Origin of the sequence: Micromonospora sp. NPDC050200 (assembly GCF_040656135.1) — a bacterium.
In the GTDB taxonomy this organism is placed as follows: Bacteria; Actinomycetota; Actinomycetes; order Mycobacteriales; family Micromonosporaceae; genus Micromonospora.
In genome coordinates, this window is sequence record NZ_JBFALG010000008.1 from 129,839 (window position 1) to 156,801 (window position 26,963).

General features: G+C 70.8%; 15 protein-coding genes. 8 read left to right on the forward strand and 7 right to left on the reverse strand.

The genetic code is table 11. The features are described from left to right. The first annotated feature begins 732 nt into the window (after nucleotides 1-732). From AB0I41_RS08280 to AB0I41_RS08290, 3 genes are all read left to right on the forward strand, one after another. Nucleotides 733-2,385: a carbohydrate-binding module family 20 domain-containing protein gene (locus AB0I41_RS08280; protein ID WP_357103429.1), complete on the forward strand. Its 1,653-nt coding sequence runs from the start codon at nucleotides 733-735 to the stop codon at nucleotides 2,383-2,385. Nucleotides 2,386-2,396: 11 nt separating this feature from the next. Then, a complete protein-coding gene (locus AB0I41_RS08285; protein WP_357103432.1) occupies nucleotides 2,397-4,721 on the forward strand; it encodes an isoamylase in 2,325 nt (774 codons plus the stop codon). A gap of 796 nt (nucleotides 4,722-5,517) precedes the next feature. After that, nucleotides 5,518-7,404, forward strand: coding sequence for an ATP-binding cassette domain-containing protein (locus tag AB0I41_RS08290; protein WP_357103510.1), 1,887 nt, complete (start codon nucleotides 5,518-5,520; stop codon nucleotides 7,402-7,404). A gap of 521 nt (nucleotides 7,405-7,925) precedes the next feature. Here the strand turns inward: AB0I41_RS08290 and AB0I41_RS08295 are convergent. After that, the gene (locus AB0I41_RS08295; RefSeq protein WP_357103434.1) at nucleotides 7,926-8,345 is read right to left on the reverse strand and encodes a DUF4241 domain-containing protein; all 420 of its coding nucleotides are present in this window, start codon (nucleotides 8,343-8,345) and stop codon (nucleotides 7,926-7,928) included. 182 nt (nucleotides 8,346-8,527) lie between these two features. After that, a complete protein-coding gene (rph, locus tag AB0I41_RS08300; RefSeq protein ID WP_357103437.1) occupies nucleotides 8,528-11,125 on the reverse strand; it encodes a rifamycin-inactivating phosphotransferase in 2,598 nt (865 codons plus the stop codon). Between the two features lie 639 nt (nucleotides 11,126-11,764). Between rph and AB0I41_RS08305 the strand changes: the two genes are divergently transcribed. The 4 genes from AB0I41_RS08305 (at nucleotide 11,765) to AB0I41_RS08320 (ending at nucleotide 17,655) form a co-directional block, all read left to right on the forward strand. Further along, a complete protein-coding gene (locus AB0I41_RS08305) occupies nucleotides 11,765-11,998 on the forward strand; it encodes a hypothetical protein (RefSeq protein WP_357103440.1) in 234 nt (77 codons plus the stop codon). Between the two features lie 345 nt (nucleotides 11,999-12,343). Continuing rightward, nucleotides 12,344-14,197 (forward strand): xylan 1,4-beta-xylosidase, encoded by a 1,854-nt coding sequence (locus AB0I41_RS08310; protein WP_357103443.1) that lies wholly within the window; start codon nucleotides 12,344-12,346, stop codon nucleotides 14,195-14,197. A gap of 3 nt (nucleotides 14,198-14,200) precedes the next feature. Further along, nucleotides 14,201-16,105: a xylan 1,4-beta-xylosidase gene (locus AB0I41_RS08315; RefSeq protein ID WP_357103446.1), complete on the forward strand. Its 1,905-nt coding sequence runs from the start codon at nucleotides 14,201-14,203 to the stop codon at nucleotides 16,103-16,105. Then, nucleotides 16,102-17,655 carry an alpha-amylase family glycosyl hydrolase gene (locus AB0I41_RS08320; RefSeq protein ID WP_357103448.1) on the forward strand — a complete coding sequence of 518 codons (1,554 nt, stop codon included), beginning with the start codon at nucleotides 16,102-16,104 and terminating at the stop codon, nucleotides 17,653-17,655. The genes AB0I41_RS08315 and AB0I41_RS08320 overlap by 4 nt, the downstream gene beginning before the upstream one ends. An 88-nt stretch (nucleotides 17,656-17,743) precedes the next feature. Here the strand turns inward: AB0I41_RS08320 and AB0I41_RS08325 are convergent, their stop codons facing one another. From AB0I41_RS08325 to AB0I41_RS08345, 5 genes are read right to left on the reverse strand one after another with little or no spacing between them, the layout of a single operon-like run. Next, nucleotides 17,744-19,705 carry an ABC transporter ATP-binding protein gene (locus AB0I41_RS08325; protein ID WP_357103451.1) on the reverse strand — a complete coding sequence of 654 codons (1,962 nt, stop codon included), beginning with the start codon at nucleotides 19,703-19,705 and terminating at the stop codon, nucleotides 17,744-17,746. Further along, nucleotides 19,705-20,667, reverse strand: coding sequence for an ABC transporter permease (locus AB0I41_RS08330; RefSeq protein WP_357103454.1), 963 nt, complete (start codon nucleotides 20,665-20,667; stop codon nucleotides 19,705-19,707). Before AB0I41_RS08330 ends, AB0I41_RS08325 begins: the two co-directional genes overlap by 1 nt. Further along, nucleotides 20,664-21,659 carry an ABC transporter permease gene (locus AB0I41_RS08335; protein WP_357103457.1) on the reverse strand — a complete coding sequence of 332 codons (996 nt, stop codon included), beginning with the start codon at nucleotides 21,657-21,659 and terminating at the stop codon, nucleotides 20,664-20,666. The genes AB0I41_RS08330 and AB0I41_RS08335 overlap by 4 nt, the downstream gene beginning before the upstream one ends. A gap of 58 nt (nucleotides 21,660-21,717) precedes the next feature. Further along, a complete protein-coding gene (locus AB0I41_RS08340; protein WP_357103460.1) occupies nucleotides 21,718-23,388 on the reverse strand; it encodes an ABC transporter substrate-binding protein in 1,671 nt (556 codons plus the stop codon). Continuing rightward, nucleotides 23,385-24,419 carry a LacI family DNA-binding transcriptional regulator gene (locus tag AB0I41_RS08345; protein ID WP_357103463.1) on the reverse strand — a complete coding sequence of 345 codons (1,035 nt, stop codon included), beginning with the start codon at nucleotides 24,417-24,419 and terminating at the stop codon, nucleotides 23,385-23,387. The genes AB0I41_RS08340 and AB0I41_RS08345 overlap by 4 nt, the downstream gene beginning before the upstream one ends. A gap of 118 nt (nucleotides 24,420-24,537) precedes the next feature. Here AB0I41_RS08345 and AB0I41_RS08350 point away from each other — a divergent pair, with 118 nt between their 5' ends. Further along, the gene (locus tag AB0I41_RS08350; protein ID WP_357103465.1) at nucleotides 24,538-26,940 is read left to right on the forward strand and encodes a beta-galactosidase; all 2,403 of its coding nucleotides are present in this window, start codon (nucleotides 24,538-24,540) and stop codon (nucleotides 26,938-26,940) included. The last annotated feature ends 23 nt before the right edge of the window (nucleotides 26,941-26,963 follow it).

Below are 26,963 nucleotides of genomic sequence, written 5' to 3' on the forward strand. Positions count from 1 at the left end.
GGGCGGCGGCCGTTGACCGAACCGTCCCGGATTGTCAGCCGAGCCCAGCCCGATCAAGGCGGTCCAGCAGACTTCGGTTTACGGGCATCGGTCCCGGCGTGCTGTTGGGCGGGTTCCGCGGCAAATGGATCACCGCGGCGGTTGCGGCGCGCCAGTGCGGGGCGTACTGCCACTGCCAGAAGGCGAGGAATCGACAGCCGGCCGGCTCATGGTGGACTGGTCCCGGTGCGACGGACACGGGCTGTGGCCCAGCTCGCGCGGCACCACCTGGGCCTGAGCGGCGGGAGGCGCGGCCAGCACGATGCCCACCGCCGTGGCCGCCGCGGCAGCCCTGGCCAGCACTCGCATATTTATACCCTTCGCTGGACGAGTGCGCGCCAACATAACAGCGTTGGAAGATGCATGCAAGATGTGAGAGCAGCCCTCAGTGTCACCCGCACGGTGGCGGTGGCTCCTGCAAGGAACCAGCATCGCCCCCATGACCATCCCGTCGACCCCGCTCGGTGTTCGCTGTTGACGTTTTCCCTTCCCAGCGCCGCCGTCCGGGCCTACCAGACGTCGATGAGCGGGGGTTCATGTATTTGTCAACGTCTTCACCTCGATGCAACAAGATGCTAGCTTGTCGAAAACATTGCAAGGCCTTGCATTGATCGACAAGGCCGAACAGGCAGGGCCCGGCCTGCTCGGCACCCCTCGCACCACTCCCCCGTCCCTCGCGAGGAGGTCATCACGATGCGCCGTCGGATCCGCTCCACACTGGTGGCATCAGTCGCCAGCGAATGCACCAACGTACTGGGCCCCAAGGGCTTCGGCGGGGTCCAGGTCTCCCCACCGCAGGAGCACGTCGTCCTACCCGCCCGGAACTACCCGTGGTGGCAGGACTACCAACCTGTCAGCTACCAGCTGGTGTCCCGACGCGGCGACCGGGCGGCCTTCGCCGCTATGGTGCAGACCTGCCACAACGCCGGCGTCAAGGTGTACGTCGACGCGGTCGTCAACCACATGGCCGGCGGGACGTCCACCGGCCCGGGCAGCGCTGGCTCCAGCTACACGCAGTACAGCTACCCCGCCGTGCCAAACGCCAACGCCGACTTCCACCACTGCGGTCGCAACGGCGACGACGACATCCGCAGCTGGACCGACCGGTGGGAGGTCCAGAACTGCGAACTGCTGGACCTGGCGGACCTCAAGACCGAGTCGGCCTACGTGCGAGGAAAGCTCACCGCCTACCTCAACGACCTGCGCGGCCTCGGCGTCGACGGATTCCGCATCGACGCCGCGAAGCACCTGCCGGTCAGCGACCTGCAGGCCATCTTGACCGCGGTCAGCGGCAGCCCGTACGTCTACCACGAGGTCATCGAGGGCGGCCCGGGCGAGATCAGCCCGACCGAGTACACCGGCATCGGTGACGTCACCGAGTTCCGCTACGGCGACGCGGTCGGTAACGCCTTCCGCGACGGCAACCTGGCGAACCTCAACAACCTCGCCAACTCGATGCTGCTGAGCTCCGCCCAGGCGGTCGCATTCGTCGACAACCATGACACCCAGCGCAACGGGCGTGCCCGGCTCACCTACAAGTACGGCTCCACCTATGCCCTCGCCGAGGCATTCATGCCGGCCTGGCCGTACGGCGTACCGCAGGTCATGTCCAGCTTCACGTTCAGCAGCAGCGATCGGGGGCCGCCCGCCAACGGCAGCGGCATCACCAACCAGGCCAGCTGCGGCACCGGCTGGGTGTGCGAGCACCGTTGGCGCACCACGGCAAACATGGTCGGCTTCCGTAACTCCGTCGCCGGCACGGGCGTGAGCAACTGGTGGAGCAACGGCTCGAGCCAGCTCGCATTCGGCCGTGACGGCAAGGGGTACGTCGTCTTCAACCGCGACGGCGGCCCGCTGACCAGGACCTTCCAGACCAGCCTGCCCGCCGGCACCTACTGCGACATCGCCAACGGCGACGTCAGCGGTGGCACCTGCACCGGCGCCGCATACATCGTCGACGCCTCCGGCCGGTTCACCGCGAGCGTGCCGGCCGGCGCGATGCTCGCCCTGCACATCCCCGCGCGGGTGGCCGGAGGTGGGGGCGGCTGCAGCACGGTCGCGGTGACCTCCACGGTCGACGCGCAGACCGTCTGGGGCGAGAACATCTTCGTCGTCGGCAACCGGCCGGAACTCGGCAACTGGAACACCAACAGCGGCGTGGCTCTGTCCGCGGCCACGTACCCCATCTGGCGGGGCACCGTGCAGCTCCCGCACGACATCACCTTCGAATACAAGTACATCAAGAAGAACGAATCGGGCTACGTGGTCTGGGAATCCGGCGCGAACCGGGTGCGCTCCACGAACGGCTCATGCACCGCCACCTTCAACGACGTCTGGCGCAGCTGAAGGAGCCTGCCGTGAAGACATACCCGATCTGGGCGCGCGTCGCCCTCACCATCACCATGCTGTTCACCTTGACCGGCATCTTCGCCGCCAACCCGTTGACGGCCCCGCCGGCGCAGGCCGGCATCGATACGCAGAGCCTCGGCGCACGCTACGACGGCACCGCCTCCACCATCACGTTCCGCGTCTACTCGTCGCAGGCGACCCGCATCGCCGTCTACCTCTACAGCGCTTCCACTGGCGCGCAGGAGAAGGTCAGCTACGTGCTGACGGAGACCAACGACCTCTTCGCCCACACGGTGAGCGTGGCCGAGTTGAATAGCTACGGCATCACCGGCACGGTCTTCTACGGCTACCGCGCCTGGGGCTCGAACTGGCCTTACAACGCCGGTTGGACGAAGGGGTCGACGGTCGGCTTCATCTCCGACATCGATTCGGCCGGCAACCGGTTCAACCCCAACAAGCTGCTGCTCGACCCGTACGCGCGGGAGATCAGCCATGACCCCCAGACACCGAGCCACACTGACATGACGGGCTACCGCTCCGGCGCCAACCGCGCGGCTGACACCGGCACGTTCGCCCCCAAGGGCATCGTCTTCACCCCGGCGGCCGGCGGGTTCGGCACGAAACCCACCCGAGCGTTCAAGGACGACATCGTGTACGAGGTGCACGTGCGCGGGCTGACGAAGAACGACACCACGATCACATCGGCGTACCGCGGCACCTACAAGGGCGCCGGCCTCAAAGCCCCCTACCTCGCCTCGCTGGGAGTCACCGCGGTGGAGTTCCTCCCCGTGCAGGAGACGCAGAACGACACCAACGACGTCGACCCCACCGGCACCGCCGGCGACAACTACTGGGGGTACATGACGCTCAACTACTTCGCACCAGACCGGCGCTACGCCTACGACAAGTCCCCCGGCGGGCCGACTGTCGAGTTCAAGGCCATGGTCAAGGCCTTCCACGACGCCGGCATCAAGGTGCTCGTCGACGTGGTGTACAACCACACCGGCGAGGACGGACTGCAGGGCGACAAGAACACCTACAACCTGCTCTCCTGGCGCGGCCTGGACAACCCCACCTACTACTCGCTGACCAGCGACCGGCAGAGCCCGTGGGACAACACCGGCGTCGGCGGCAACTACAACACCTTCAACCCCGTCGCGCAGAACCTCATCGTCGACTCCGTCGCCTACTGGAAGAACACCCTCGGCGTCGACGGGTTCCGGTTCGACCTGGCATCCGTCCTGGGCAACACCTGCCAGCACGGATGCTTCAACTACAGCCGGACCAACTCCGGCACCGCCCTCAACCGCCTCGTCGCCGAGATGGCCGCCCGCCCCGCCGGCGGCGGCTCCGGCGTCGACTGGATCGCCGAACCGTGGGCCATCGGCGGCAACAGCTACCAGGTCGGCAACTTCCCCGCCGGCTGGTCGGAGTGGAACGGCATCTACCGCGACACCCTGCGCCGAGACCAGAACAAGATGGGCATCGACGTGGTCACCCCGGCCGACCTCGCCAACCGCTTCGCCGGCTCGTCCGACCTCTACGGCGACGACGGCAGGCGGCCGTGGAACTCGGTCAACTTCATGGTCGCCCACGACGGTTTCACCCTGAAGGACCTGTACTCCTGCAACAGCAAGAACAACAGCCAACCCTGGCCGTACGGGCCGTCCGACGGCGGTTCCGACGACAACATCTCCTGGAACCAGGGCGGCGTGACCACCGACCAGCGCACAGCCGCACGCAACGGACAAGCGTTCCTCATGCTGTCGGCCGGCACCCCCATGATGACCGGCGGCGACGAATACCTGCGCACCATCAACTGCAACAACAACCCGTACAACCTCGACTCCAGCACCAACTGGCTGAGCTGGACCCCCGACACGAATCAGACGAACTTCTTCACGTTCACCAACCGGCTGCTCGCCTTCCGCAAAGCGCACCCCGCCCTGCGGCCGGCGAACTTCTACACCGCCGCCGACACCAACGGCAACGGGCTCGGCCAGCTCGAATGGTTCACCCCGGCGGGCACGACACCCGACTCCACATACTGGGGCAACGCGAACAACCACGCGTTGGCCTGGCGCGTCGACGGCAGCGAGTTCGGCGACAGCGCGTCAGGGGTCTACGTCGCCTACAACGGCTGGTCCGGCGACGTCCCCTTCACCCTGCCCACACCACCCGCAGGCAAACAGTGGTACCGGGTCACCGACACCTCCACCTGGGCCGAAGGACCCAACCAGGTAGCCAACCCGGGCAGCGAGGCCCTCATCGGTGGCACCTCCACCACGTACGTGCTGCGGGCCCGCGGACTGCTCCTGCTGATAGCCAAGTAAGCCGGTCCGCCGGTCACCTTCCGCCGGCCAGCACGCCGTGTCCCGTCAGGACCTCCGGGCTGCCATCACCCGGGGCCTTCCTGACGGGACACGGCCTGACCTACGCGGCCGCACCAGACGGGACTGGCAGGTCAACTCCGACAGTCCCGGTGGGCACCGGGAAGGACAGCGGATGCGACAGGGCAGAGCGCTGCATGTTATCTCTCGCGCCGCAGGCTGGGCGCCTGCGCGAACGCTGTCGCGGCACCTGTCTTCCGACCTGCCCCAACAGCCCGGATACAACAAGCGACTGCGGACCCTGACCTCGCAGATCACCCACTTCATCCGGCTGCTGACCTTGGACACCGACCTGTGGCAGCACCCGGTCCGCATCGCCGACTCCACCCCGGTGGAGTGCGGACGGTGCCAAAGTTTGTCGGAGTTGGTGTCGGCGTCTGCCGACAATGTCGGCGCGCGGTGTCGCGGGCGTGTCGGACTCCAGGGGTCCTACGGTCCACTCATGCCCTCCGGATGCCTTGACCTCACCGCCGGCATGCCTCGCCACCGGCCTCCGTCGCCCTTCAGGTGGTCGCCCGTCGCCACGTCCATGACGTTGACTGTCGGTGCTGGGGCAAATACTGGGAGCCACCAGCGTGGGTGTCGGTCGCCAGTCGCTGGCCACCTCGCCGCCACAGTGAGTCCGCTATCCCTGGGAGGTACGTCCATGGCAGAGACCGCGACCACGACCGTGCGAGACACTGCCGCTGAACGACCAGGTTCTTCGTCGGTGGAGTCGGTGTTGCCGGAGCTGCGGGCGATGTGGTGGGAGACGGGGGTCCGGGCACGGGCGCAGGCAGGCCTGTTTGCTGTGTTCGCCGAGCTACCCCGGCTGGTCTGGGCCGCTCTACAGGTCAGCTGGCGCGCCGACCGCGTCCGCACGCTCGTGGTAGCGGCCACCACGGTCGGCGCGGGGGTGATGGCAGCGTTCGGGCTCCTCGCTACGCAGCGGGTGCTCGTAGAGTTGTTCGCGGGGGGACCGACCGCGGACAAGGTGGTCGCGGCGCTGCCGGCGCTGGCAGCGCTGGCCGTGGTGACGGCACTGCGCGCTGGCATGGCCACCACCATGGGATACGCCCAGAACGGCCTGAATCCGAAGGTGGACCGGGACGTCGAGCGTGGCCTGTTCGAGGTGACCACCGCCGTGCGGCTGGAGGCGTTCGACGCCGACGCGTTCGCCGACGACATGGAACGCGCCTCCCGCGGCGCGGACTCCACCACGTCGCTGGTGCAGTCGTCGATGAACCTCCTCGCCGGGCTGGCCGGGCTGCTCGCCGTGGCCGTCGCCGTGGTCGTGATCCACCCGCTGCTGCTGGCGGCGCTGCTGGTGGCCACGGTGCCGAACGCCTGGGCGTCACTGCGTGCCGGGCACCTGCGCTACCAGACCTACGCGGCCGGCTCGGTACGCCGGCGCCGGTTGTGGCTGCTGCACCGGCTGATGGCCGAACGGGACTCCGCGCCCGAGCTGCGCTCCTACGGGCTACGGCGCTTTCTGCTGGACCAGTACGACCGGGTCATGGGCGTGGAGACCGGCATCCAGCTCGCCCTGGCCCGGCGGGTCACCACGACCACCACCGTGGGGTCGATGATCGCGGGGGTGGCCACCACCGTGGTCTACGTGCTGCTCGGGCTACTGCTGGTCGACGGGCAGATCCCCCTCGCCGCCGCCGCGACCTGCGTGGTGGCGGTGCAGTCAGCGCAGCGTTCGCTGGCCGTTGTCACCTTCCAGGTCGACCGCGTCTACACCGAGGGCCAGCACTTCCGCGACTACACCGGGTTCATGACCCGCGCCGTCGCCTACCTACCCGACCAGACCAACCGGACCGCGAGCGCGGCCCCGGACCGGCTGCGCGAGCTGAGTGTCGAGGACGTGAGCCTGTGCTACCCCGACCGAGACACGCCCGCCGTGGACCAGGTGGCTCTGACCATCGAGGCGGGGCAGACAGTGGCGTTCGTCGGCGAGAACGGATCCGGCAAGTCAACCCTCGCCGCGATGATCGCCATGCTCCGGACTCCCACCGCGGGGACCATCCGCTGGAACGGCCAGCCGCTGTCCGACTGGGACGTCGACGCGCTACGCGCCCGCATCGCCGTCGTCACCCAGGAGTACCACAAGTGGCCTTTCACCGCCGCGACGAACATCGCCATCGGCGACATCGCCGCCGAGCCCTGCCAAAACCGCATTGAGGCCGCCGCCGCCCGGGCCGTCGCCCACGACATGATCGCCGAACTGCCGCACGGGTACGAGACACTGCTCGACCGCACCTTCGCCAACGGCCAGGACCTCTCCGGCGGACAGTGGCAACGCATCACCGCCGCCCGCGGCTTCCTCCGCGACGCCGAACTACTGATCATGGACGAACCGTCCTCCGCCCTCGACCCCCGCGCCGAGGACGCCCTCTTCCAAGCCATCCGCGACCGGCAAGGCCGCGCCACCACCATCCTCATCACCCACCGGCTCGCCAACGTCCGCCACGCCGACCGGATCTACGTCCTGCACCAAGGCCGGCTCGTCGAGGCCGGCAGCCACGACGAGCTGATGGCCGCCGGCGGCCGGTACGCGGAGTTGTTCACTCTCCAGGCCGCCGGCTACGACACCACCGCAGCGACCCCCGCGCCGCTGCCCCGCCAAGCGGCGTCGGCCTGAAGGACACCGATGATGGAGATCATCCCGACCGGCACGAGCGATATTGGGACAGCCGGATATCAGAACCTGCGGAATTCTGGTGGAAGATCAAGCCCTCGCCTGAGGGCGGCCCGTCGGCAGACGGTCGCAGTGCAGCGTTAGGTGCGGGCTGACGCCGACGTGCCGCATCCCGATGAACCAGCGCTCGCCGTATACGTCGCAGAGAACTCCTCCGGAGTCGCGCTCGCCGTCTACGACGCGACCGACCCGGTCGTGGCCCGTGTCGCGCTGCAGGCCGCGGTGGCGGAGATCTCCCAGATTCGCCACCCGGACGAGCCGGAGTGGAGCCGACGGCACCGTCCGGTACACGCTGTGGCGGGACGGCGCCGGGGGAAGCGTGACGCTGTACCAGTCCGAGGCGCGGTCGACCCACTCGCCGCGGTACTGGTACGTCAGCGTTGTCTGGCAGCCGCCGGCCGTCGCCGTGGAGCCGGATGAGGCACCGGACACCCGGCCGGGCCGGTCGCCGTCCGGGAGGTGGCCTACGTAGGTGGCACACGCCGTCGCCCCATCCCGAGCCGACGACGTACACGTTGGCCCCGGTCCGCTCCCTCCACCACGCCGGCGACGACGGCGTCGATCGGGTCGTCCGGGATCTGCGCCGGGATGAAGAGCTCGTCGACCCTTTCGTAGTCCCACTCATTCAGTGCCTCGATGGCGACCTGGTCGGCCAGCGTCCCGGTACCCGTGTCGACCGCGTAACCGAAGAAGTCCTCGTCGCCGAGTGAGGCCGTGTCCTGGCCCGGAAGCAGCGCCATGCTCCACGCCGCGACCGGCTCGTCCACCACCATCAACTGCACGGCGGCAATCCGTCGCTGCCATTCGCGGCCGTCCTTGTGCAACACCGCCACCCAAGCCCGCAGCTGGTACCGGCCCGGCGCCACCGCGTCGACGAACGGCATGGCGTGCGCCACCAGCGGATCGCACCCCACGACCTTCCCGGACGGCAGCACCACCGGCCCAAGCTCGTACGGCTCGACACGGTAGGCGATCCCATCACTCTCGACGCGGTACCCGGCGGTCAACACCAAATCAAGATCCGGCACGTTGGCAAGGCAGACAGGCCTTCTCGGTGAGTGGTCCGTCAAGGCAGAATCTCGACGTACCCGTCGCTTCCGTGCACGCGGATCCGCTGCCCATCGGGAATCAGCCGGGTGGCATCTACCACACCGACGACAGCCGGCAGGCCGTACTCCCGTGCGATCACTGCGCCGTGTGTCATCAATCCTCCGACCTCCGTCACCAGGCCTGTGATGGCGACGAAGAGGGGCGTCCAGCTCGGGTCCGTGTGGGCCGTGACGAGGATGTCACCCGGTTCGAGATCAGCCTGGGCCATGTCCAGGATGACGCGGGCGCGCCCTTCGATGGTCCCGGCGGAGACCGGTAGGCCGATCAGGGCACCGGTCGGCACGTCGTCGCGTCGGTACGCCCCGGCGATGGCCTCGCCATCCGATGTCAGCACCCGGGGCGGCGTGAGCGCGTGGTACGACCGGAACGCGTCCTTGCGCTGCTGGATGAGCTTGTCATCCACCTGGTTCGAGCGCACGACGTCGTGGAGCTCCTGGAACGTGAGGTAGAAGATGTCCTCCTTCTCAGCGAGCACGTTGGCCCGCACGAGGCGCTCGGCCTCTTCCAGCAGGGCCTGTTTGTAGACGAAGTAGCGGCTGACGATGCCGTACTTCGGGTACTCCCGGTAGCCGATGAAGGTCCGGACCCGGTCGATCATCCGCTTGGCCTCGTCGGCTTTCTGCTCCCCGTCCGGCAGGGCCCGCAAGCATGACAGCACGTCCTGTTCCTTCTTCTGCGCCTCCTGCCGTCCTTGCTCGAAGCGCCGCTCGGCGGCGCCCGGATCGAAGAGCTTGATGTTGTCGAGGATCACGGGCACGAGCGTGGTGGGGCGTTCGCGCCAACGCGGCCTCGTGATGTCGATCTCGCCGACGCAGCGCATGCCGTACCGGTCGAGGTAGGCCTCGATGGCGTCGCGCGCTTCGGTCCCGCCCGCGAACTTCGGCAGCTCGTCCAGGAAGCCGTCGTCCTCGACGCCCTGCAGGAACGCCACCACCTCCGGATGCGGGCGGATCACGTCGGCGACGTCGAGCAGCGCCAGTCCCATCTCCGACGTGACGTTGCCGGGGGCGGACAGCGTGAGGGTGTCGGCCGCGTTCTTCTCGCCCAGCCATTCCCGCAGCTGGTCGTTGAGCCACCAGGTGGCTTCCATCCCCGCCATGATCGCCTGCATGCTCAGCGGATCGCCGAGGACTCGTTTGTGCTCCTGAAAGGCCTCCAGCAGGAAGTCGAACAGCGCCGGTCCGGTCTTCGTCCGGATGTCGCGCCGCAGGGCGGCGATGGAGGCCTGGCTGCGCTCGATCAGCTCGGTGACGATGGCCGGATCGGTCTCGATCGGGGCGGACACGCCGCTGGCCGGCGGCCCGCCGGGACCCGCGTCCGGGAGCGTCGGGATGAAGTCGCCGCGGTCGAGGACGGTCTCCAGCGCGTCCCTGATCAGCGGATCGCCCCTCCCCGCCATCTCCAGGAGGCCGGCGCGGCTCGCGGGCGAGGCCAGGCGCCGGGTGACGTCGACGAACAGCCTCCCGCCGGCCTCGTGCATCGGCGCCATGGCCGTCAGCTGCCACACGGAGACCCCCAGTGGCTTCATGGGGTCGGTCATCATCTGCTGGTGGCCGACGGAGACGTAGACGTGGTTCTCTGCGTCGCGGGCCGCGGGGATGGGGAACAGCGTGGTGATTGGCCGGCTCTGGACGATCTGGAAGTCTTCGTCGACCAGGCACCATTCGATGTCCTGCGGGCGGCCGAAATGCGCTTCGATCCGCCGCCCGAGCTGCACGAGCCGCACGACCTGCGCATCCGTCAGCGCCGGCTGCTCCTGCCGCTGCGGGTCGATCGCCACTTCCTGCGTCCCGCCCGCCGGCAGCGCGTGGATGGCGAGCTGTTTGGCGGCGACCGCCTCGGCGACGATCCCGCCGTCGCGCACCTTGAAGACGTCCGGGTTCACCAGGCCGGAGACCAGGGCCTCGCCGAGGCCGAAGCTCGCGTCCACGGTGGCGACCTTCCGGTTGCCCGTGACGGGGTCGGCCGTGAACAGGATGCCGGCCGCGTACGGGAAGACCATCTGCTGCACGACCACGGCCATGTGGACCGTACGGTGGTCGATGCCGTTGCGCTGGCGGTAGGTCACGGCCCGCTCGGTGAACAGCGACGCCCAGCACCGGCTGACGTGCTGGAGGATCGCCGCCGGCCCCACGACGTTCAGGTACGTGTCCTGCTGGCCGGCGAAGGAGGCCGTCGGCAGGTCCTCTGCCGTCGCGCTGGATCGCACGGCGTAGGCGGCTTGCTCGCCGAACTGGGCGAACGCGCGGGTGATCGCCGCCGCGAGATCGCCCGGGATGGCGATCCCTTCGATGATCCGGCGGATCTCCGCGCTGAGCGTGCGGATCGCCTCCCGGTCGTCCGGGTTCAGGCGCGACAGCTGATCGAGCCGATCGTCGATCGACGGCGCTTCCGCCATGATCCGCCGGAAGGCGTCCGTCGTCACGCAAAACCCGGCCGGCACGCGGATGCCTTCGATCCGCGACAGCCCGCCCAGGTGCGCGCCCTTGCCGCCAACGACCGCGACCTGCGTCTCGTCAACCTCTTGAAGATCCAACACGTACTGCTCGATCACTGCGACACCTCCGAGGCAGCCGTGCTCCGTCGCACTGCACTGGCCGATCGAATCACCGGCGCCTCGAGCTGTGTCGAACCTCTTGTTGGGCACGTCCTCATCTCTGGTTGGCTTCCCTCTGACGAGTCGGCCGGCCGCTGCGCCCGGTCGGGCGGCGCGCTCCCCCGCGCCTCCGCGTCAAGCGCCCGCAACTGCACCGCCAATCTCGTCAGCGGTTCGAGGTCGCCGCGTCCCCCGTACATCGACAACACACCCACGTCGTGCCCCCCCATTTCCTCGTCGGTGCTGTGTCCGGCCGCCGATTCTGCGGCAAGACCCGGGTCTTGCCGCAAGCCCCCCAGTGCGCTATACGTTAGAAGTGGCAAGGAGTGAGATCTTCTTGCCTTTGCCTTTGTCGTCCGCCGCGGGCTGAGATCCTTCGACCGCCTGGAGCCGTGCCGGGTACCTCCGGCGGGTGCCGGGCCCCCACGACCGCCGCAGCGCCCTGGCACTCTCAGACGCCGGTGGCCACGGCCGCGTCGCCCGGGTGGGCTTGGCCAGCGCGATCGTCGGTCAGCTCATCATCGCCGCGGCCGAGCGGGAGTCTGGGCCCGGCCGTCCCGGTTCCTGCCGCTCACGCTCGGCCTGTACACCATCCTCGTGCTGATTCCGGTGATGATCGCCTCGGGCGGCCCGCCAGCGCCGCTGGTGCTCTGGACCATCGGGGGCTGGGACATGCTGTGGTTCGTGCTCAGCGCCAGCCTCCTGCGCTTCACCCCAGCGCCGTTCCGAGCGACCCGGCAATGGCAAAGATCACCGGTCCTACCTGACCGCACATCCGCTCATCGACAGTACAAGGAGCTGAGCGCATCGCGAACCAGTCACCGAACGTGACGCGCCATCAGCGGCTGGATGAGGTCGTCGCTGCACCTCAAGGCACCTTTGTGGCTGGTCGTATTCTGCGGGCATGGCGACGGGGCGGGCAAGCGGATTGACCACGGCTGCAGGGCCATTTCTGGCATGCGACCCTGCTCGGAGACCGGTCGCTTGCACATCGGTTGCAGTCGCGGGCGTTGCAAGACACGACGGCCGTAGCCGCGGTGTTGGAGGGCATGTTCGTCGTGGTGATCGGCTGGCCGTGCCAGCACCGGTGGGGTAGGCGGTAACCGGATCGCCCGTCCGACGGTAACCGGTTACAGTGCCCGGACCGGATCAACCACGACCGCCAGGAGGTACCCGGTGACGAACGCCAGCGGACCCCAGCCGTCCGACGCCCGGACCGATTGGGAAACCCGCATCGCCCGTCGCAGCGATGAAGGCGGCACGGCCGCGCTACCCGACCTACCACCGCCGGCCGGGCTCACTGCCACCCCCGGGCGCGGACATGTCCGCCTCTCCTGGCAGCCCGTCGACGGCGCGGTCGGCTACCTGGTGCACCGTGCAACGCTGGACGGCGACCTGTTGTCCGGGCCGTTCACCCCGGTGGACCACCTCGGCGGTGACGTGCTCTCCGTGCCCGACAGCTGGTACGTCGACACCACCGGCACCCCGGGCGAGCGGTACGCGTACGCGGTGGCCGCCGTACCCGAGGTGACCGTGACCGGCGCGCTGAGCGACCCGGTCCCGGCGGCCGCCCTGCCGGCCGCCGGTGAACCGCCCACGATCACGCTGCACCTCGACGCGGACGCCGTGGGCACCACCCTGCATCGGCCCTGGCAGCCGATGATCGGCAGCGAGCGGCTGTCCCAACTGCTCTGCCGGGACCGCTCCGGCGGCCGGGAGATCGGCACCGAACTGCTGGCCGCGCTCCGCCGGATACGCGACGAGATCGGCGTGACCACCGTGCGGGCGCACTCGATCCTGCACGACGACCTCGGCGTCTACCGCGAGGTCGACGGCGAGCCGGTGTACGACTTCAGCCGGGTGGACCAGGTCTACGACCTGCTCCTGGGCATCGGCATGATGCCGGTGGTGGAGATCGGGTTCATGCCCCGCGACCTGGCCAGCGACCCGGACCGCACGGTCTTCGAATACGGGGGCATCATCTCCCCACCCCGGGACTGGGACCGGTGGGCGGACCTGGTCCGGACGCTGGTGGCCCATCTGCTGGACCGGTACGGCGAGCAGGTTCTCGGTTGGGACTTCGAGGTGTGGAACGAGGCCAACCTGGAGGTCTTCTGGTCCGGCAGCCGGGCGGAGTGGATGCGGCTGTACGACGTGACCGCCCGCGCGGTCAAGGACGTCGACCCGCGGATCCCGGTGGGCGGACCCTCGTCGGCCGCCGCCGGCTGGGTGGACGCGCTGCTGGAGCACGCCGCCCGGTCGGGGGCGCCGGTGGACTTCGTCTCCACCCACACGTACGGCAGCCCGCCGCTGGACCTGCGGCCCACCCTGGTCCGCCTCGGCTTCCCCGACGCGCGGATCCTGTGGACCGAGTGGGGCGTCACCCCCACCCACTTCCACCCGGTCAACGACGGCACCTCGGCCGCCACCTTCCTACTCACCGGCATGCGGTCGGCCGCCGGCCGGGTCGACGCGCTGTCCTACTGGGTAGCCAGCGACCACTTCGAGGAACTGGGCCGGCCGCCGAGGCTGCTGCACGGCGGGTTCGGCCTGCTCACCGTCGGCGGCATCGCCAAGCCGCGCTACCACGCCCTGCGCATGCTCGCCCAGCTCGGCGAGACCGAGCTGCCGGTACGGGCCGCCGGCGACGGCGCCGACGGCCTGGTGCAGACCTGGGCCAGCCGGCGCGCCGATGGCAGCCTCGCGATCCTGGTCTGGGCAGCGACCCTCGACCAGGACAAGCGGGACGGTGATCCGGCGCTGGCCCGGCGGATCCGGCTGGTCATCGACGGCGCGGCCGACCGGCCCGCCCTGGTCTCCCGGCTCGACCGGGAGCACGGCGACATCACCACCCTCGCAGACCGGCTGGGCGTCGCCGACTGGCCGACCGACGCGCAGTGGGCCGCGCTGCGCGCCGCCGACCAGCTCCCGGTGGAGAAGGTGCAGCCGGTCACCGAGGCCGGGGCCGCGGTGATCGAGCTGGACCTGCCGCAGCCCGGGGCGGTGCTGGTCGAGGTCACCGGGGCCTGAGGCGTGCCGCCCACCGAACCGGTCGGGGCGCCCCGGCTTCACCCCGGACTCGGCCAGGTCACCGTCGACTGGGATCCGGTTCCCGGAGTCGCCGGGTACCTGGTCTGCCGCGCCGACGGCGACGCGCCGCCGCGTACCGTCGACCACCGCGGCGGTGACCTGCTGGCGGTGCCCGGCCCGCCGTACGCGGACACCACGGTGGCACCGGGACGGCCAGTGCGCTACGCGATCCGGCCGGTGCCGGACCCGGACCGGCCGTCGGACGGCCCGCTCGGGCCGCTGTCCGCGCCGGTCGCCGCGCTCGACGGGCGGCCGCCGCCCCGTCGGGACTGGGCGGACGGCCGGTCCGGCCGGCTCGGCGGCGGTGGCGCCGCCAGGCCCGGCGGGGATGGCCAACCCGGCGGGGACGGCGGGCCCGGCGCCGTTGGTCCCGGCGGCGCCGCAGTGGGCCGGGTGGAGTTGCTGGTACGCGTCGACCACCCGGTCGGGCCGGTACACCGGCCGTGGCGGGACATGACGGGTTCCGAACACCTCAGCCTGCTGCTCAACCGGGACCGGGTCGGCGGCGAGGAGATGGGCGTCGGGCTGGCCACCGCGCTGCGCCGGGTCCACACCGAGCTGGGCGTGTCCCGGGTCCGCGCGCACGGCATCCTCGGCGATGACCTGGGCGTCTACCGGGAGGTCGACGGGGCACCGGTGCACGACTTCGCCGGCATCGACGCGGTGCTGGACCGGCTCGCGCCGACCGGGCTGCGGCCGGTGTTGGAACTGTCGTTCGTCCCCCGGGCGCTGGCCCGCGATCCGTCCAGAGTGGTCACCGCCGCCGGGGCGTCCAGCCCGCCGAAGGACTGGAACCGGTGGGCGGGCCTGGTCGGCGACCTGATCCGGCACCTGCGCCGCCGGGTCGGCGACACCGAGCTGCGCCGCTGGGCCGTGGAGGTGTGGAACGAACCGGACCTGGAGTGCTTCTGGACCGGCAGCCAGGCTGACTACCTGCGGATGTACGAGGTGACGGCGTACGCGGTCAAGGCCGCGTGCCCGGACCTGCCGGTCGGCGGCCCGGCCACCGCGGCCACCCGGTGGATCGCGCCGTTCCTGCGGCACGTTGCCGCTACCGGCGCGCCGCTGGACTTCCTCTCCACCCACGTGTACGGCAGCCCGCCGCTGGACCTGCGGCCGCTGCTGGCCGCCCACGGGCGGGCCGGTACGCCGCTGCTCTGGACCGAGTGGGGCCCCTCCCCCACCCACTTCGCCCCGGTCAACGACTCGGTGCTGGGCGCGACGTTCGTCGCCACCGGGATGCGCTCTGCGGCCGGCCGGCTCGACGCGCTGGCCTGCTGGGTGGCCAGCGACCACTTCGAGGAACTCGGCCGGCCACCGGCGTTGCTGCACGGCGGATTCGGCCTGCTGTCCGTCGGCACGCTCGCCAAGCCCCGGTTCTGGGCACTGTGGATGCTGGAACGGCTGGCCGGCACCGAGGTGGCCGCCGAGTTGACCGGCGACGGGGCCGGCTCGCTGGTCCAGGCGTGGCCGTCGGCTGACCCGGACACCGGCCGGGTGGCCGTGGTGGTGTGGAACGGCACCCTGGACCAGGGGGTGCTGGACCGGCCGGCCCTGCGGGCCCGGCTGCGCCGGCAGGTCACCGTCCGGCTGGCCGGACTGACCGCCCGCCGCTACCGGCTGCGCCACCGTCGGCTCGACGACGCCACGTCCAACCTGGTCGCCACCGCCCGCCGGCTCGGCGTCACCGGCTGGCCGGACGAGGCGCAGTGGCGCGCTCTGCGGGCCGCCGACCGGCTGGCCGAACTGCCCGGGCCGGTCGAGGTGTCCCCCTGCGGCGGCGAGGCGGTGCTGCTGGTCGACCTGCCGCTGCCGGCAATCTCGCTGCTGGAGCTGATACCAGCATGACCGGACTTTGGTGGCGGGAAGCGGTGACGTACGAGATCTACCTGCGCTCGTACGCCGACGGCACCGGCGACGGGCTGGGTGACCTGCCGGGCGCCCGGTCCCGGCTGGAATACCCGCGCGACCTCGGGGTGGACGCGGTGTGGCTCACGCCGTTCTACCCGTCCCCCGATCACGACGCCGGGTACGACGTGCTCGACCACCGGGCCGTCGACTCCCGGTTCGGCACCCTCGCCGACGTCCACGGGCTGCTCGCCGAGGCGCACGCGCTGGGACTGCGGGTCGTGGTGGATCTGGTGCTCAACCACGTGTCGGCCGGGCATCCGTGGTTCCGGGCGGCGCGTGCCGCCGGCCCCGGCTCGGCCGAGCGCCACCGGTTCCATGTCCGCCCGGGACGCGGACCGGCCGGCGAGCGTCCACCGACCAACTGGCCGTCCATCTTCGGCGGTCCGGCGTGGAGCCCGTTCGGCGACGGCGAGTGGTACCTGCACCTGTTCGACGCGCAGCAGCCCGACCTGCGGCACGACCATCCGGAGGTGGCCGCCGACGCCGAGGCGACGCTGCGGTTCTGGCTGGACCGCGGGGTGGACGGGGTACGGTTCGACGCGGCCGGGTCGCTGGTCAAGGATGCCGAATATCCGGACCTGCCGGCCGGGTGGCGATCCGGCGATCCGGCGCCGTACAGCGACCGGGACGGGGTGCACGCGATCTACCGGCGCTGGGCCCGGGTGCTCGCCAGGTATCCCGGTGACCGGCTCGGGGTGGCCGAGACCTGGGGTGGGCCGGAGGTGCTGGGCCCGTACCTGCGCCCGGACGAGTTGGGGCAGGCGTTCGCCATGGATCCGCTGTTCTGGCCGCTGGACGCGGCGACGTGGCGGGTCGGGGTGGACGCGCTGCTGGCCGCGACGCTCCGGCACGGCCGGCTGCCGACCTGGGTGCACGGCAGCCACGACGTACGCCGGGCGGCGAGCCGGTGGGGCGCGGGCGGTTCCCGGGCCGTGCTGCTGCTGATGCTCGCCCTGCCCGGCTCGGTCTACCTGTACGCCGGGGACGAGCTCGGGCTGCCCGAGGTGGAGCTGCCCGACGATGCCATCCGCGACCCGGTGTTCCGCCGCTCCGGCGGGGCGGACCGGGGGCGGGACGGCGCCCGGGTGCCGCTGCCGTGGACCGACGGGCCACCGCCGTACGGGTTCGCGCCGCCGAGGGTGGAGCCCTGGCTGCCGCAGCCGGACGGCTGGGGCGGGTACGCGGTGGACCGGCAGGCGGCCGATCCGGCCTCGACGCTGGCGCTGACCCGGGCGGCACTGCGGCTGCGTACCGCCGAATGGCGCGGCCGGCCCGCGGAGCTGTGCTGGTTGGCTGGCTCGGACGGCGGCGGGCACGGACCGGACGGGGTGTTGGCCTTCCGGCGCGGCCCGGACGGTCCAGTGTGCCTGGCCAACCTGGGTGACCGGCCGGTGCCGTGGCGCCGGTACGGGGATCGGGTGCTGCTGGCCAGCGCCCCGCTCAGCGACGGATGGCTGCCGCCGCGCTGCACGGCCTGGCTCCGCTGACGCCTCCGCGACCGGTGGCTTGCCACTCGGCCTGAGGGGTACGACCGCAGCTGACACGTACGGCCGCAGCCGGACGCCGTGTGCCGTCCTACACCCGGGGGATCGAGTCGAGCAGGAGTTTGGTGTAGTCGTCGCGGGGGGCTCCGATCACCTCGGCGGTGGGGCCGCGCTCCACCAGCTCACCCCGATTGAGTACCAGCACCTCGTCGGCGAGCAGTCGGGCGCTGAGCAGGTCGTGGGTGATGTAGAGCATGGCCAGCCGGCGGGTACGGACCAGGTCGGCGAGCAGCTCCAGGATCTCCGCGCGGATCGACACGTCGAGCATGGAGATCGGCTCGTCGGCGATCAGGATTTCCGGATCCGGGGCGAGCGCCCGGGCGATGACCACCCGCTGCCGCTGGCCGCCGGAGAGCTGGTGCGGCAGCTTGTCGAGGAACTGCCCGGCCGGGAAAAGTCCGACGTTTTCCAGCAGCTCCGCCGCCCGCTCGCGCACCGCGCCGCCGCGCAGGCCGGCGTAGTTGACCAGCGGTCGGGACAACGCGTACGCCACCGTCCGGGTGGGATTGAGCGCGGCGAACGGGTCCTGGAACACCATCTGCACGTGCCGGCGGTAGTCGCGCAGCGCCCGGCCACGCAACCGGTCCACCCGAATCGGGTCGCCGTCCCCGTTCCCACCGCCGGTGAACCGCACCGTACCGGTGGTGGGCCGCTCGATGCCGGTGACCAGCCGGGCGATGGTGGTCTTGCCGCTGCCACTCTGCCCGACCAGCGCGGTGACCCGGCCGCGGCGCAGCGCCAGGGACACCCCGCTGACCGCGTTGACGGTGCTGGTGCGCAGCCCCTTGCGGGTGGTGTAGCGCTTGTGTACGTCGTCGACCACCAGCACCGGGCCCGTCTCGCCGGCACCGGGTAACCCGCCATCGACAGCACTCGACGTCCCGACGGCCGACTCGGCATCGGCGGCGCCGGGCGACCCGACACCGGTCGCGCCCACGGCACCGGGGGGCACGCTGGCCACCTCGGAACCGCCAGTGGCCAGGAAGGCCGGATCGACGGTCGCGCCGGTGAGCGGTCCGGGCGGTGTCGCGGGCAGCCGGTCGCCCTGCGCCACCAGACAGCGAACCAGGCCGCCGTGGTCGGGCAGCAGGGCGGGATGGGTGCCCGCGCAGGTGTCCTCGGCGTACGGGCAGCGGGGGGTGAACAGGCAGCCGGAGTGTTCCACGGACAGGTCCGGCGGCCGGCCCGGGATGGAGGTGATCCGCACCTCGGGCAGCCGCGGATCGGCGTACGATCCGAGCAGCCCGCGAGTGTACGGATGCCGCGGGTCACTGCGCAGCTCGCCGGCCGGCCGGTCCTCGACGAGCTCACCCGCGTACATCACCAGCACCCGGTCCGCCATCTGCAGCACGGCGCCCAGGTCGTGGCTGATGAACAGCACCGCGAAGCCGAGTTCCCGGCGCAGCTCGGCGAGCCGGTCGAGGATGCTGCGCTGCACCACGACGTCCAGCCCGGTGGTCGGCTCATCGAGCAGCACCAGCTTCGGCCGCAGCGCCAGCGCGAGGGCCAGCGCGACGCGCTGCTTCATGCCGCCGGAGAGTTCGTGCGGGAAGGCGCGCAGCACCCGCCGGTCCAGGGAGACCAGCTCCATCAGCTCCGAGGCCCGGGTGTCCAGGTCGTCGGTGACCCGGTGCGCGGCGAACGTGTCGGCGAACTGCTCGCGTACCCGGATCACCGGATTGAGCGAGTTCATGCTGCTCTGGAACACCGTGGACAGGTTGGTCCAGCGCAGCTCGCGGAGCCGGCGGCTGTCCAGGGTGGCCAGGTCGGCGCCGTCGAACAGCACCCGCCCGCCGCTGATTCGAGCGGGCGGCGACAGCAGCCGCAGCAGCGCGTTGCCCAGTGTGGACTTGCCGCAGCCGGACTCGCCGAGCAGCCCCACGAACTCGCCGTCGGCGATGGTGAACGAGAGGTCCCGGACCGCCCGCACGGCCGGCTGGTCCCGCGGTGTGTACGTCACCGACAGCTGGTCTACCTCGAGCAGGTCAGCCACTAGTCCTCCCGAAGGTGAGGGTTGCTGAGCGCGTCGATCCCAAAGTTGATCAGGGTGAACGACGTGATGAGCAGGGCCAGTGCCAGACCGGGGGCGATCAGCCAGGCCCACTGCCCGGTGATCATGGCGCCGCCCAGGCTGGCCTGGTTGAGCATGGTCCCCCAGCTGACCGTGAGCGGGTCGCCGAGGCCGAGGAAGGCCAGGCCGGCCTCGCCGCCGATGGCGGCCAGGGCGGCGCCCATGAAACCGACCACGATCAGCGAGGTCATGTTCGGCACGATCTCCCGGGCGATGATCCGGGCGGTGCCGTCGCCGGCGAACCGGGCCGCGGTGATGTAGTCGCGGGTGCGCAGGGTGATGATCTGCGAGCGCTTGATCCGGGCGCCGTACGCCCAGCCGGTCACGCTGATCACGAAGATGATCAGCCACAGGCCGTGCACCGGAGAGTACGCGGCGAGGGTGACCATCAGCGGCAGCGCGGGCACCACCAGACCGAGATTGATCAGGAACGAGAGGATCTCGTCGACCCAGCCGCCCAGGTAGCCGGCGGTCAGCCCGATCACCAGCCCGATCAGCGTGGAGAGCAGGCCGGCCGCCAGGCCGACGATGAGTGAGGTGCGGGCGCCCACGACGAGCTGCGAGAAGACGTCCTCGCCCTGGACGGTGGTGCCCAGCCAGTGGTCGCTGGTTGGGCCGAGCGAGGTCGGATACTCGTCGGCCCGGGGGTCGTATGGCGCCAGCACCGGGGCGAAGAGGGCCACCAGGACGAATCCGGCCAGGATGAGGAGGCCGATCCGGCATTTGCGGTTGCGCCAGAGGATGACGAACCAGCCGGGCGGCCGGCCCAGGCGGCCCGGTAGCCGGCCGGGCGTCCCGCTACGCCGGCCCAGCTCGACTGCGGCGACCTGGAGGGACTCGGTGTCCCGGCCGGGGGTGGGTACGGCGGGAGCGGGGGTGCTCATGACTTTTCCGCCTTCCGCACGCGGGGGTCGAGGAAGCCGTACAGGATGTCGGCCAGGAAGTTGGCGACCAGCACCCCGATCGTGGTGAACAGGAAGATCGCCTGCATCAGCGGGAAGTCCTTGTTGGACACGGACTCGAGCAGCAGCCGGCCCATGCCGGGATAGTTGAACACCGTCTCCACCAGCACGGTGCCGCCGAGGATGCTGCCCAGCGCGATGGCGAAGCCGGTGACGTTGGGCAGGATCGCGATGCGCGCGCCGTAGGTGATCGCGATGCGGCGCTCCGGCAGGCCGCGGGCGACGGCCAGCCGGGCGTGGTCCTCGCCGAGGCTCTGCACCATGTTGTTGCGCATCCCGATGATCCACCCGATCGGGCCGGTGATCAGCAACGCCAGGCCGGGCAGCACGCTGTGCTGGAAGGCGTCCGAGATGAACAGCCAGTCCCAGCCGGGACTGCTGCCGCCGCCGTAGCCGCCGCGCTCGGGGAACCACCGCAGGGTGATCGCGAAGACGTAGATCAGCAGCAGGGCGATCCAGAAGAACGGCAGGGTGCCGACGAACGTGGAGCCGAGCGTGATCACCGAGTCGACCCGGGTGTTGCGCCGGTACGCGGCCCAGGTGCCGAGCAGCGTGCCGATGACGAACGACAGGATCTGGGTCACCCCGACCAGCACCAGCGTCCACGGCAGCGCCTGGCCGATCATGTGGGTCACCGAGTACGGGAAGTAGCTGTAGGAGACCCCGAAGTCGCCGCTGAACACCGCGCCGAGGTACCGCACGTACTGCTCGAGAAGGTTGCCGCCGGGCACCCCGAGCATGGTCCGGACGGCCTCGAGCTGGGCCGGGTCGACTGTCTGGCCCTTGCCGCTGATCCGAGACACGATGGCTTCGGCCGGGTCGCCGGGTTGCAGTCGGGGGATGAGGAAGTTGAGCGTCACCGCCGCCCACAGGGTGGCGAGGAAGAAGGCGAAACGCCTGGCGAAGTAGGCCACCGGGTCCTCCCTGGTGCGGGGGCCGGCCGGCGCGGGGTGGCGCCGGCCGGCCGGGGAGTTACTTAGCTGCGGTCGCGGGCTTGAGGTTCGTGATGATCAGCAGGTTGTCGCCCGGCGCGGCGTACGGGTTCTCCTCGCTGGGCCAGCCCACCGCCCGAGCGGTGCGGTACTGGAACCACTTGGCGCCGTACCAGAGCGGGATCATCGGCACCTCGTCGACCATCACCTTGGTCAGGTCGGCGACTGCGGCCTTCTGCGCGGACTCGTCGGTTGCGGTACGCAGCGTGTCGATGAGCTGGTCGGTACGCGGGTCGTTCCACCGGACGAAGTTGCTCGCCGCCTTCTGGCCGATCGGCGCGGACTGGTCGCTGGCCAGCGGCTCCTGGAAGTTGCGGAACATGTTGCAGCTTCCACCGTGTACGCCGAGCAGGGTGTCGTAGTTGCCGGCGGCCCGGTCGGCCTCGTACGTCTCGGGCGTCGGGCCTTCCTGGCGCACGTCGAAGCCGAGCGCGGTCAGGTTACCGACGATGATCTTGCCGGCCTGCACCCAGTCGGTCCACTCACCCGGGGTCCGGAACGTGAAGGCGATCGGCTTGCCGTCCTTGCCGAGCCGCTTGCCCTGGCCGTTCTTGCGGTAGCCGGCGGCCGCCAGCGCCGCGTCGGCCTTGGCCGCGTCGAAGCCCAGGACGCCCTGGTCCGGGATGTCCTTGGAGATCCAGTCGGCCTGGCCGGGCACCACGAGCCCGGTCTGGCTGGCCGGCTTGACGTACCCGAGCTGGGCCTTGTCGGCGATCTCCTGCCGGTTGAACGCGGTCAGCAGCGCCTTGCGGAAGGCGGTGTCGTTGAACGGCACCTTGGTGAGGTTCATGTAGAAGCTGATCGAGCCGCCCGGCGGGTACCAGTAGTGGTTGTGCTCCGGGTCCCGGTCCACGTAGGCCTTCTTGATGTCCGGCACGAACATCGCGTTGTGGTCGTACTCGCCACGGCTGAGCTTGAGCTGGTCGACCTGGCCGCCGCCGTCGGCCTTGTGGAACCGGATCTCGTCGACCCGCACCTTGTCGGCCTGCCAGTAGTCCGGGTTGCGGCCCAGGGTGAGCTGCTGCGGGTTGAACGCCTTGACGGTGAACGGCCCGGTCCCCACCGGCTTCTCGGCGTTGGTGAAGGTCACCGGATCGGGCACACCGGACCAGACATGCTTGGGCACGATCTTGATCTCGCCGAACAGGGTGAACGCGGCGGCGCCCGGCTCGGTGAAGGTCATCGTGACGGTCTTCGGGTCGGTGGCCTGGACCGCGCCGAGGTAGCGCCAGATTCCCGTGGTGTCCAGCGCCTTGTGCTGCTTGAGCAGCTCGTAGGTGAACACCACGTCGTCGGCGGTGAACGGCTTGCCGTCGTTCCACTTCACCCCATCGCGCAGCGTCCAGACCAGCGTCTTGGGGTCCTTCCACGCGTACTCGGTGGCCAACCACGGCTTCGCCTCGCAGGCGAACTTGTCGTACACGATGAGCTGCTCGAAGACGTAATCCGTCGCGCCGAGTCGGGTGGCGTCGAGGTACGGGTTGTAGTTGGCCTGCGGGTTGCTGCCGCCGCCGAAATCGCCGTAGTCGAGGAAGGCGACGCGGCCGTCGGTGCCTCCGGAGGACTGCTGCTCGGTGCCGGTGCACCCCCCAACCGCCAGGGTGGCGGCCGTGGCGAGCGCGACGGCGCGGATGATCGTGGATCTTCTCACTTGCGGGTACCTCCAGTCAGGGGGTTCGCCGGGCAGCCGCAACTGCTGCGCAGGGCGAGTTCGGTGGGCAGCACGAGGCTGCCCTCGGGGGTACTGCCGGGCTGGTCAACGGCACGCAGGATCAGCCGGGCCGCCTCGGCGGCCAACTCGCGGACGGGTTGCCGGACGGTGGTCAGGGCGGGGGTGACGATGGCGGCCGCCGGCACGTCGTCGAAGCCGGTGATGACCAGATCCTGCGGCACCCGCAGGCCCCGGCCGAGGGCGCCGACCAGTACGCCGAGGGCGGCCTCGTCGTTGGCGCAGACCACCCCGCCGGGCCGCGGGTTGTCGCCGCCCAGCAGCCGCTCGGCGGCGAGCACCCCGTCGGCCTGTTGCAGGCCGATCGCGACCGGCTCGTTGGGCGGGGCGATGCCCAGGTCGTGGTGCGCCTGCCGGAAGCCGGCCCAGCGCTCGCTGACGTCGGGCGAGCCCTCCGGGTTGCCGACGAAGACCAGGTCGCGCAGGTCGTGGTCGGCGAGCAGGTGCCGGGTGAGCGCCGCCATGCTACCGGGGTTCTCGGCGCGTACCGAGGCGATGTCGCCCGGTCCCTCGCCGGCGACCACCACCACCGGGACCATCTCGGCGAGCCGGAGCAGCGCGTCGTCGGAGATGGTGCCGCCGATGACGGCCACGCCGTCCACCCGGCGGCCCATCTCCAGCACCTGGTCGTCCGAGTCGGAGCGCAGGTGCGTGCAGAGGATGTGCACGCTGGCCCGGGACGGCACCGCCTCGGACTCGAAGCCCTGGATCAGTTCGGTGAAGTACGGGCCGGACAGGCCGGGGAAGACCAGGCCGAGGGCGCCGTGCCGGCCGGCGGCCAGGGCGCGGCCGAGATGGCCCGGACGGTATCCGTGCTTTTCGATCGCCTCCAGCACCCGGCAGCGCATCTCGTCGGAGACCTGACCGGTGCCGTTGGAGACCCGGGAGACGGTGGCCACGGAGACGCCGGCGAGCTTGGCGATCTCGCGAACCGTCATGCGGCTGTTGCTCATCGCTCCCTCGATCCGTAACGTGCGGTTAACAGAAACCGGTTTCAGCGACCATAGGCAGCCGAGACGAAGTTCACAAGTCTCAGATCCACAATCTCCGGCGTGAGGAGCTCTGCCCCATATGTCAGAAGTGCTACTCCGGGATCGCAGGATCCTCGTCGACGGCCGCCCCGAACTGCTGCTCGCCGGTGAGGTGCACTACTTCCGCCTCGCCCGGGCCGATTGGGCGGACCGGCTCGACCGGCTCCGCGACTGCGGCGGCGACACCGTCGCCACGTACGTGCCGTGGCTGTGGCACGAACTGCCGAACGGCTCGGTCGACCTGACTGGGCGCACCCACGAGCAACGCGACCTGGCCGGCTTCCTCGACCTCGCGCACCAGCGCGGGCTGCGGGCGGTGGTGCGTCCCGGGCCGTTCATCATGGCGGAGGTCAAGAACGAGGGCATTCCCTATCGGGTGTACGACGAGCACCCGCACCTGCTGCCGACCACCTGGGACGGCGCGCCGACCAGTACCCGCACCATCGACTATCTGGCGCCGGAGTTCCTCGCCGCGGCCGACGGCTGGTACGCGCAGGTGATGCCGCTGATCGCGGAGCGCCTCGCGCCACGCGGCGGCCCGGTGGTGGCGGTCCAGCTGGACAACGAGATCGGGATGCTGTCCTGGGTGACCAACTCCCCCGACCTCACCGACGGGCTCTGCGCCGACCTGGCCCGGTGGGCCGTCGAGCGGTACGGCAAGGACGCCGCCGCGGCGCGCATCGGCGCCGACCCGACCGATCCGCCGGCGTGGGCCGCCGCCCTGCGTACCCCGGGCGAGGAGCGGTCCCTGGCGCTGCACGACGACCTGGGCCGCTACATGCGGGACCGCTACCGCCGGTACGTGACGGCGCTGCGGGCCGGCGCTGAGCGGTACGGGGTGACCGGGGTGCCGTTCCTGGTCAACGTGCACGGCACCGGCGGCGGGCGGGGGCGCACCTTCCCGATCGGGATCAGCCAGCTCATGGAGTCGTACCGTGGGCAGCCGCAGCTCACCTCCGGCTCGGACTACTACCTCGGCGACCTCACCGTCACCAACGTCGCCGACCTGTACGTGTCCAACGCGTTCCTGGCCGCCGCGCACGACGGCGATCAGCCGTTGACCTGCCTGGAGTTCGAGGCCGGCAACGGCGACTACGGTGAGGACCTGTCGACGCTGTACCCGCCCGAGGCGATTGACCTGAAGACCCGGCTGTGCGTGGCGCAGGGCAACCGGCTGCTCAACCTCTACCTGTTCGCCGGCGGCCACAACCCGCTGCTGGCCGAGCCGGTCGGCGACGGCAACGACCGGATCGCGTTCACCGGTGAGCGGCACGGCTTCGCCGCCCCGGTTGACCCGGATGGCCGCCTCAACCCGACGTACCCCGCGGCCCGACGGGCGCTGCACGCCGTACGCGGGGTGGCCGACCTGCTCGCCGACGGCGACGAGGAACACGACGGGTTCGCCCTCGGCTTCGTTCCCGACCACTACCTGACCGAGTACCACCACCCGGCGTCCACCAACCGGGCGGAGCAGGTCGCCGAGCTGGAACGGTTCCGCGGCATGGGCTCGCGGGACGTGCTGGCACGGGCGCTGCTGCTCGCCGGCTACTCGTTCCCCGCGGTGGACCTGCAGGCTCCGGCGCCGGGCGGCGCCCCGCCGGTGCTGGTGCTGGCCACCGCCCCCACCCTCGGTTCGGACGTCCAGCAGCGGCTGGTCGACCATCTGCGGGCCGGCGGCCGGCTGCTGCTGCACGGACCGCTGCCAACCCGCGACCACGACGGCACGCCGTGCACCCTGCTGGCCGACGCACTCGGGCTGCGGGCGGACGGCTGGCTGGAGGGCGGCCCGCACTACTTCCCGTCGGTGGTGGGCCGCGACTGGGCAGCCGGCCCTGCCGAAGTCCGGGTCGGCTACGCCCAACTGCTCACCGGGTCCGGTGAACGGCTGCTCACCGAGGTCGGCTCCGGCCGGGCGTGCGGCGCCGAGGTGACCGTGGGCGCCGGCCTGGCCGTGGTGATCGCCACCGACTACCCGTGCCACCTGGACTTCTGGCGAGCGGCGCTGGACCGGCTCGGGGTACGGCCCCGGCTCCGGCACGACGCAGGCGAAACCGGGCTGTTGCTCACCTCGACCGTGGACCGCTCCGGCCAGCGGCTGCTGCACCTGGTCAACGTCGCGCCGTCGGCGATCGAGTTCGGCCTGTGGCACCGGGGCGAGCCCGTACTGTCCGGCCGGCGGCTGCGGATCGGCGCCCGCGCCGGACTGATGCTGCCCGCCGGGGTCCGCGTCGGGCCGGCCACGCTGCTGGAGAGCAGCTGCGAACTGGTCGCCCGGAACGGCTCGGAGGTGCTGCTCCGGCCGACCCAGGCCGAGGATGTCGCGGTCTTCGCCACCAACCGGCCGGTACGCGCCGACCGGGGCGAGGTGACCGTCGCCGACGGTCGGGCCACCCTGACCGTCCGGGCCCCGGACGGCGAACCGGTCCGGGTCAGCATCGGCTGACCGCGGCTCCCCTTTCCCCATCG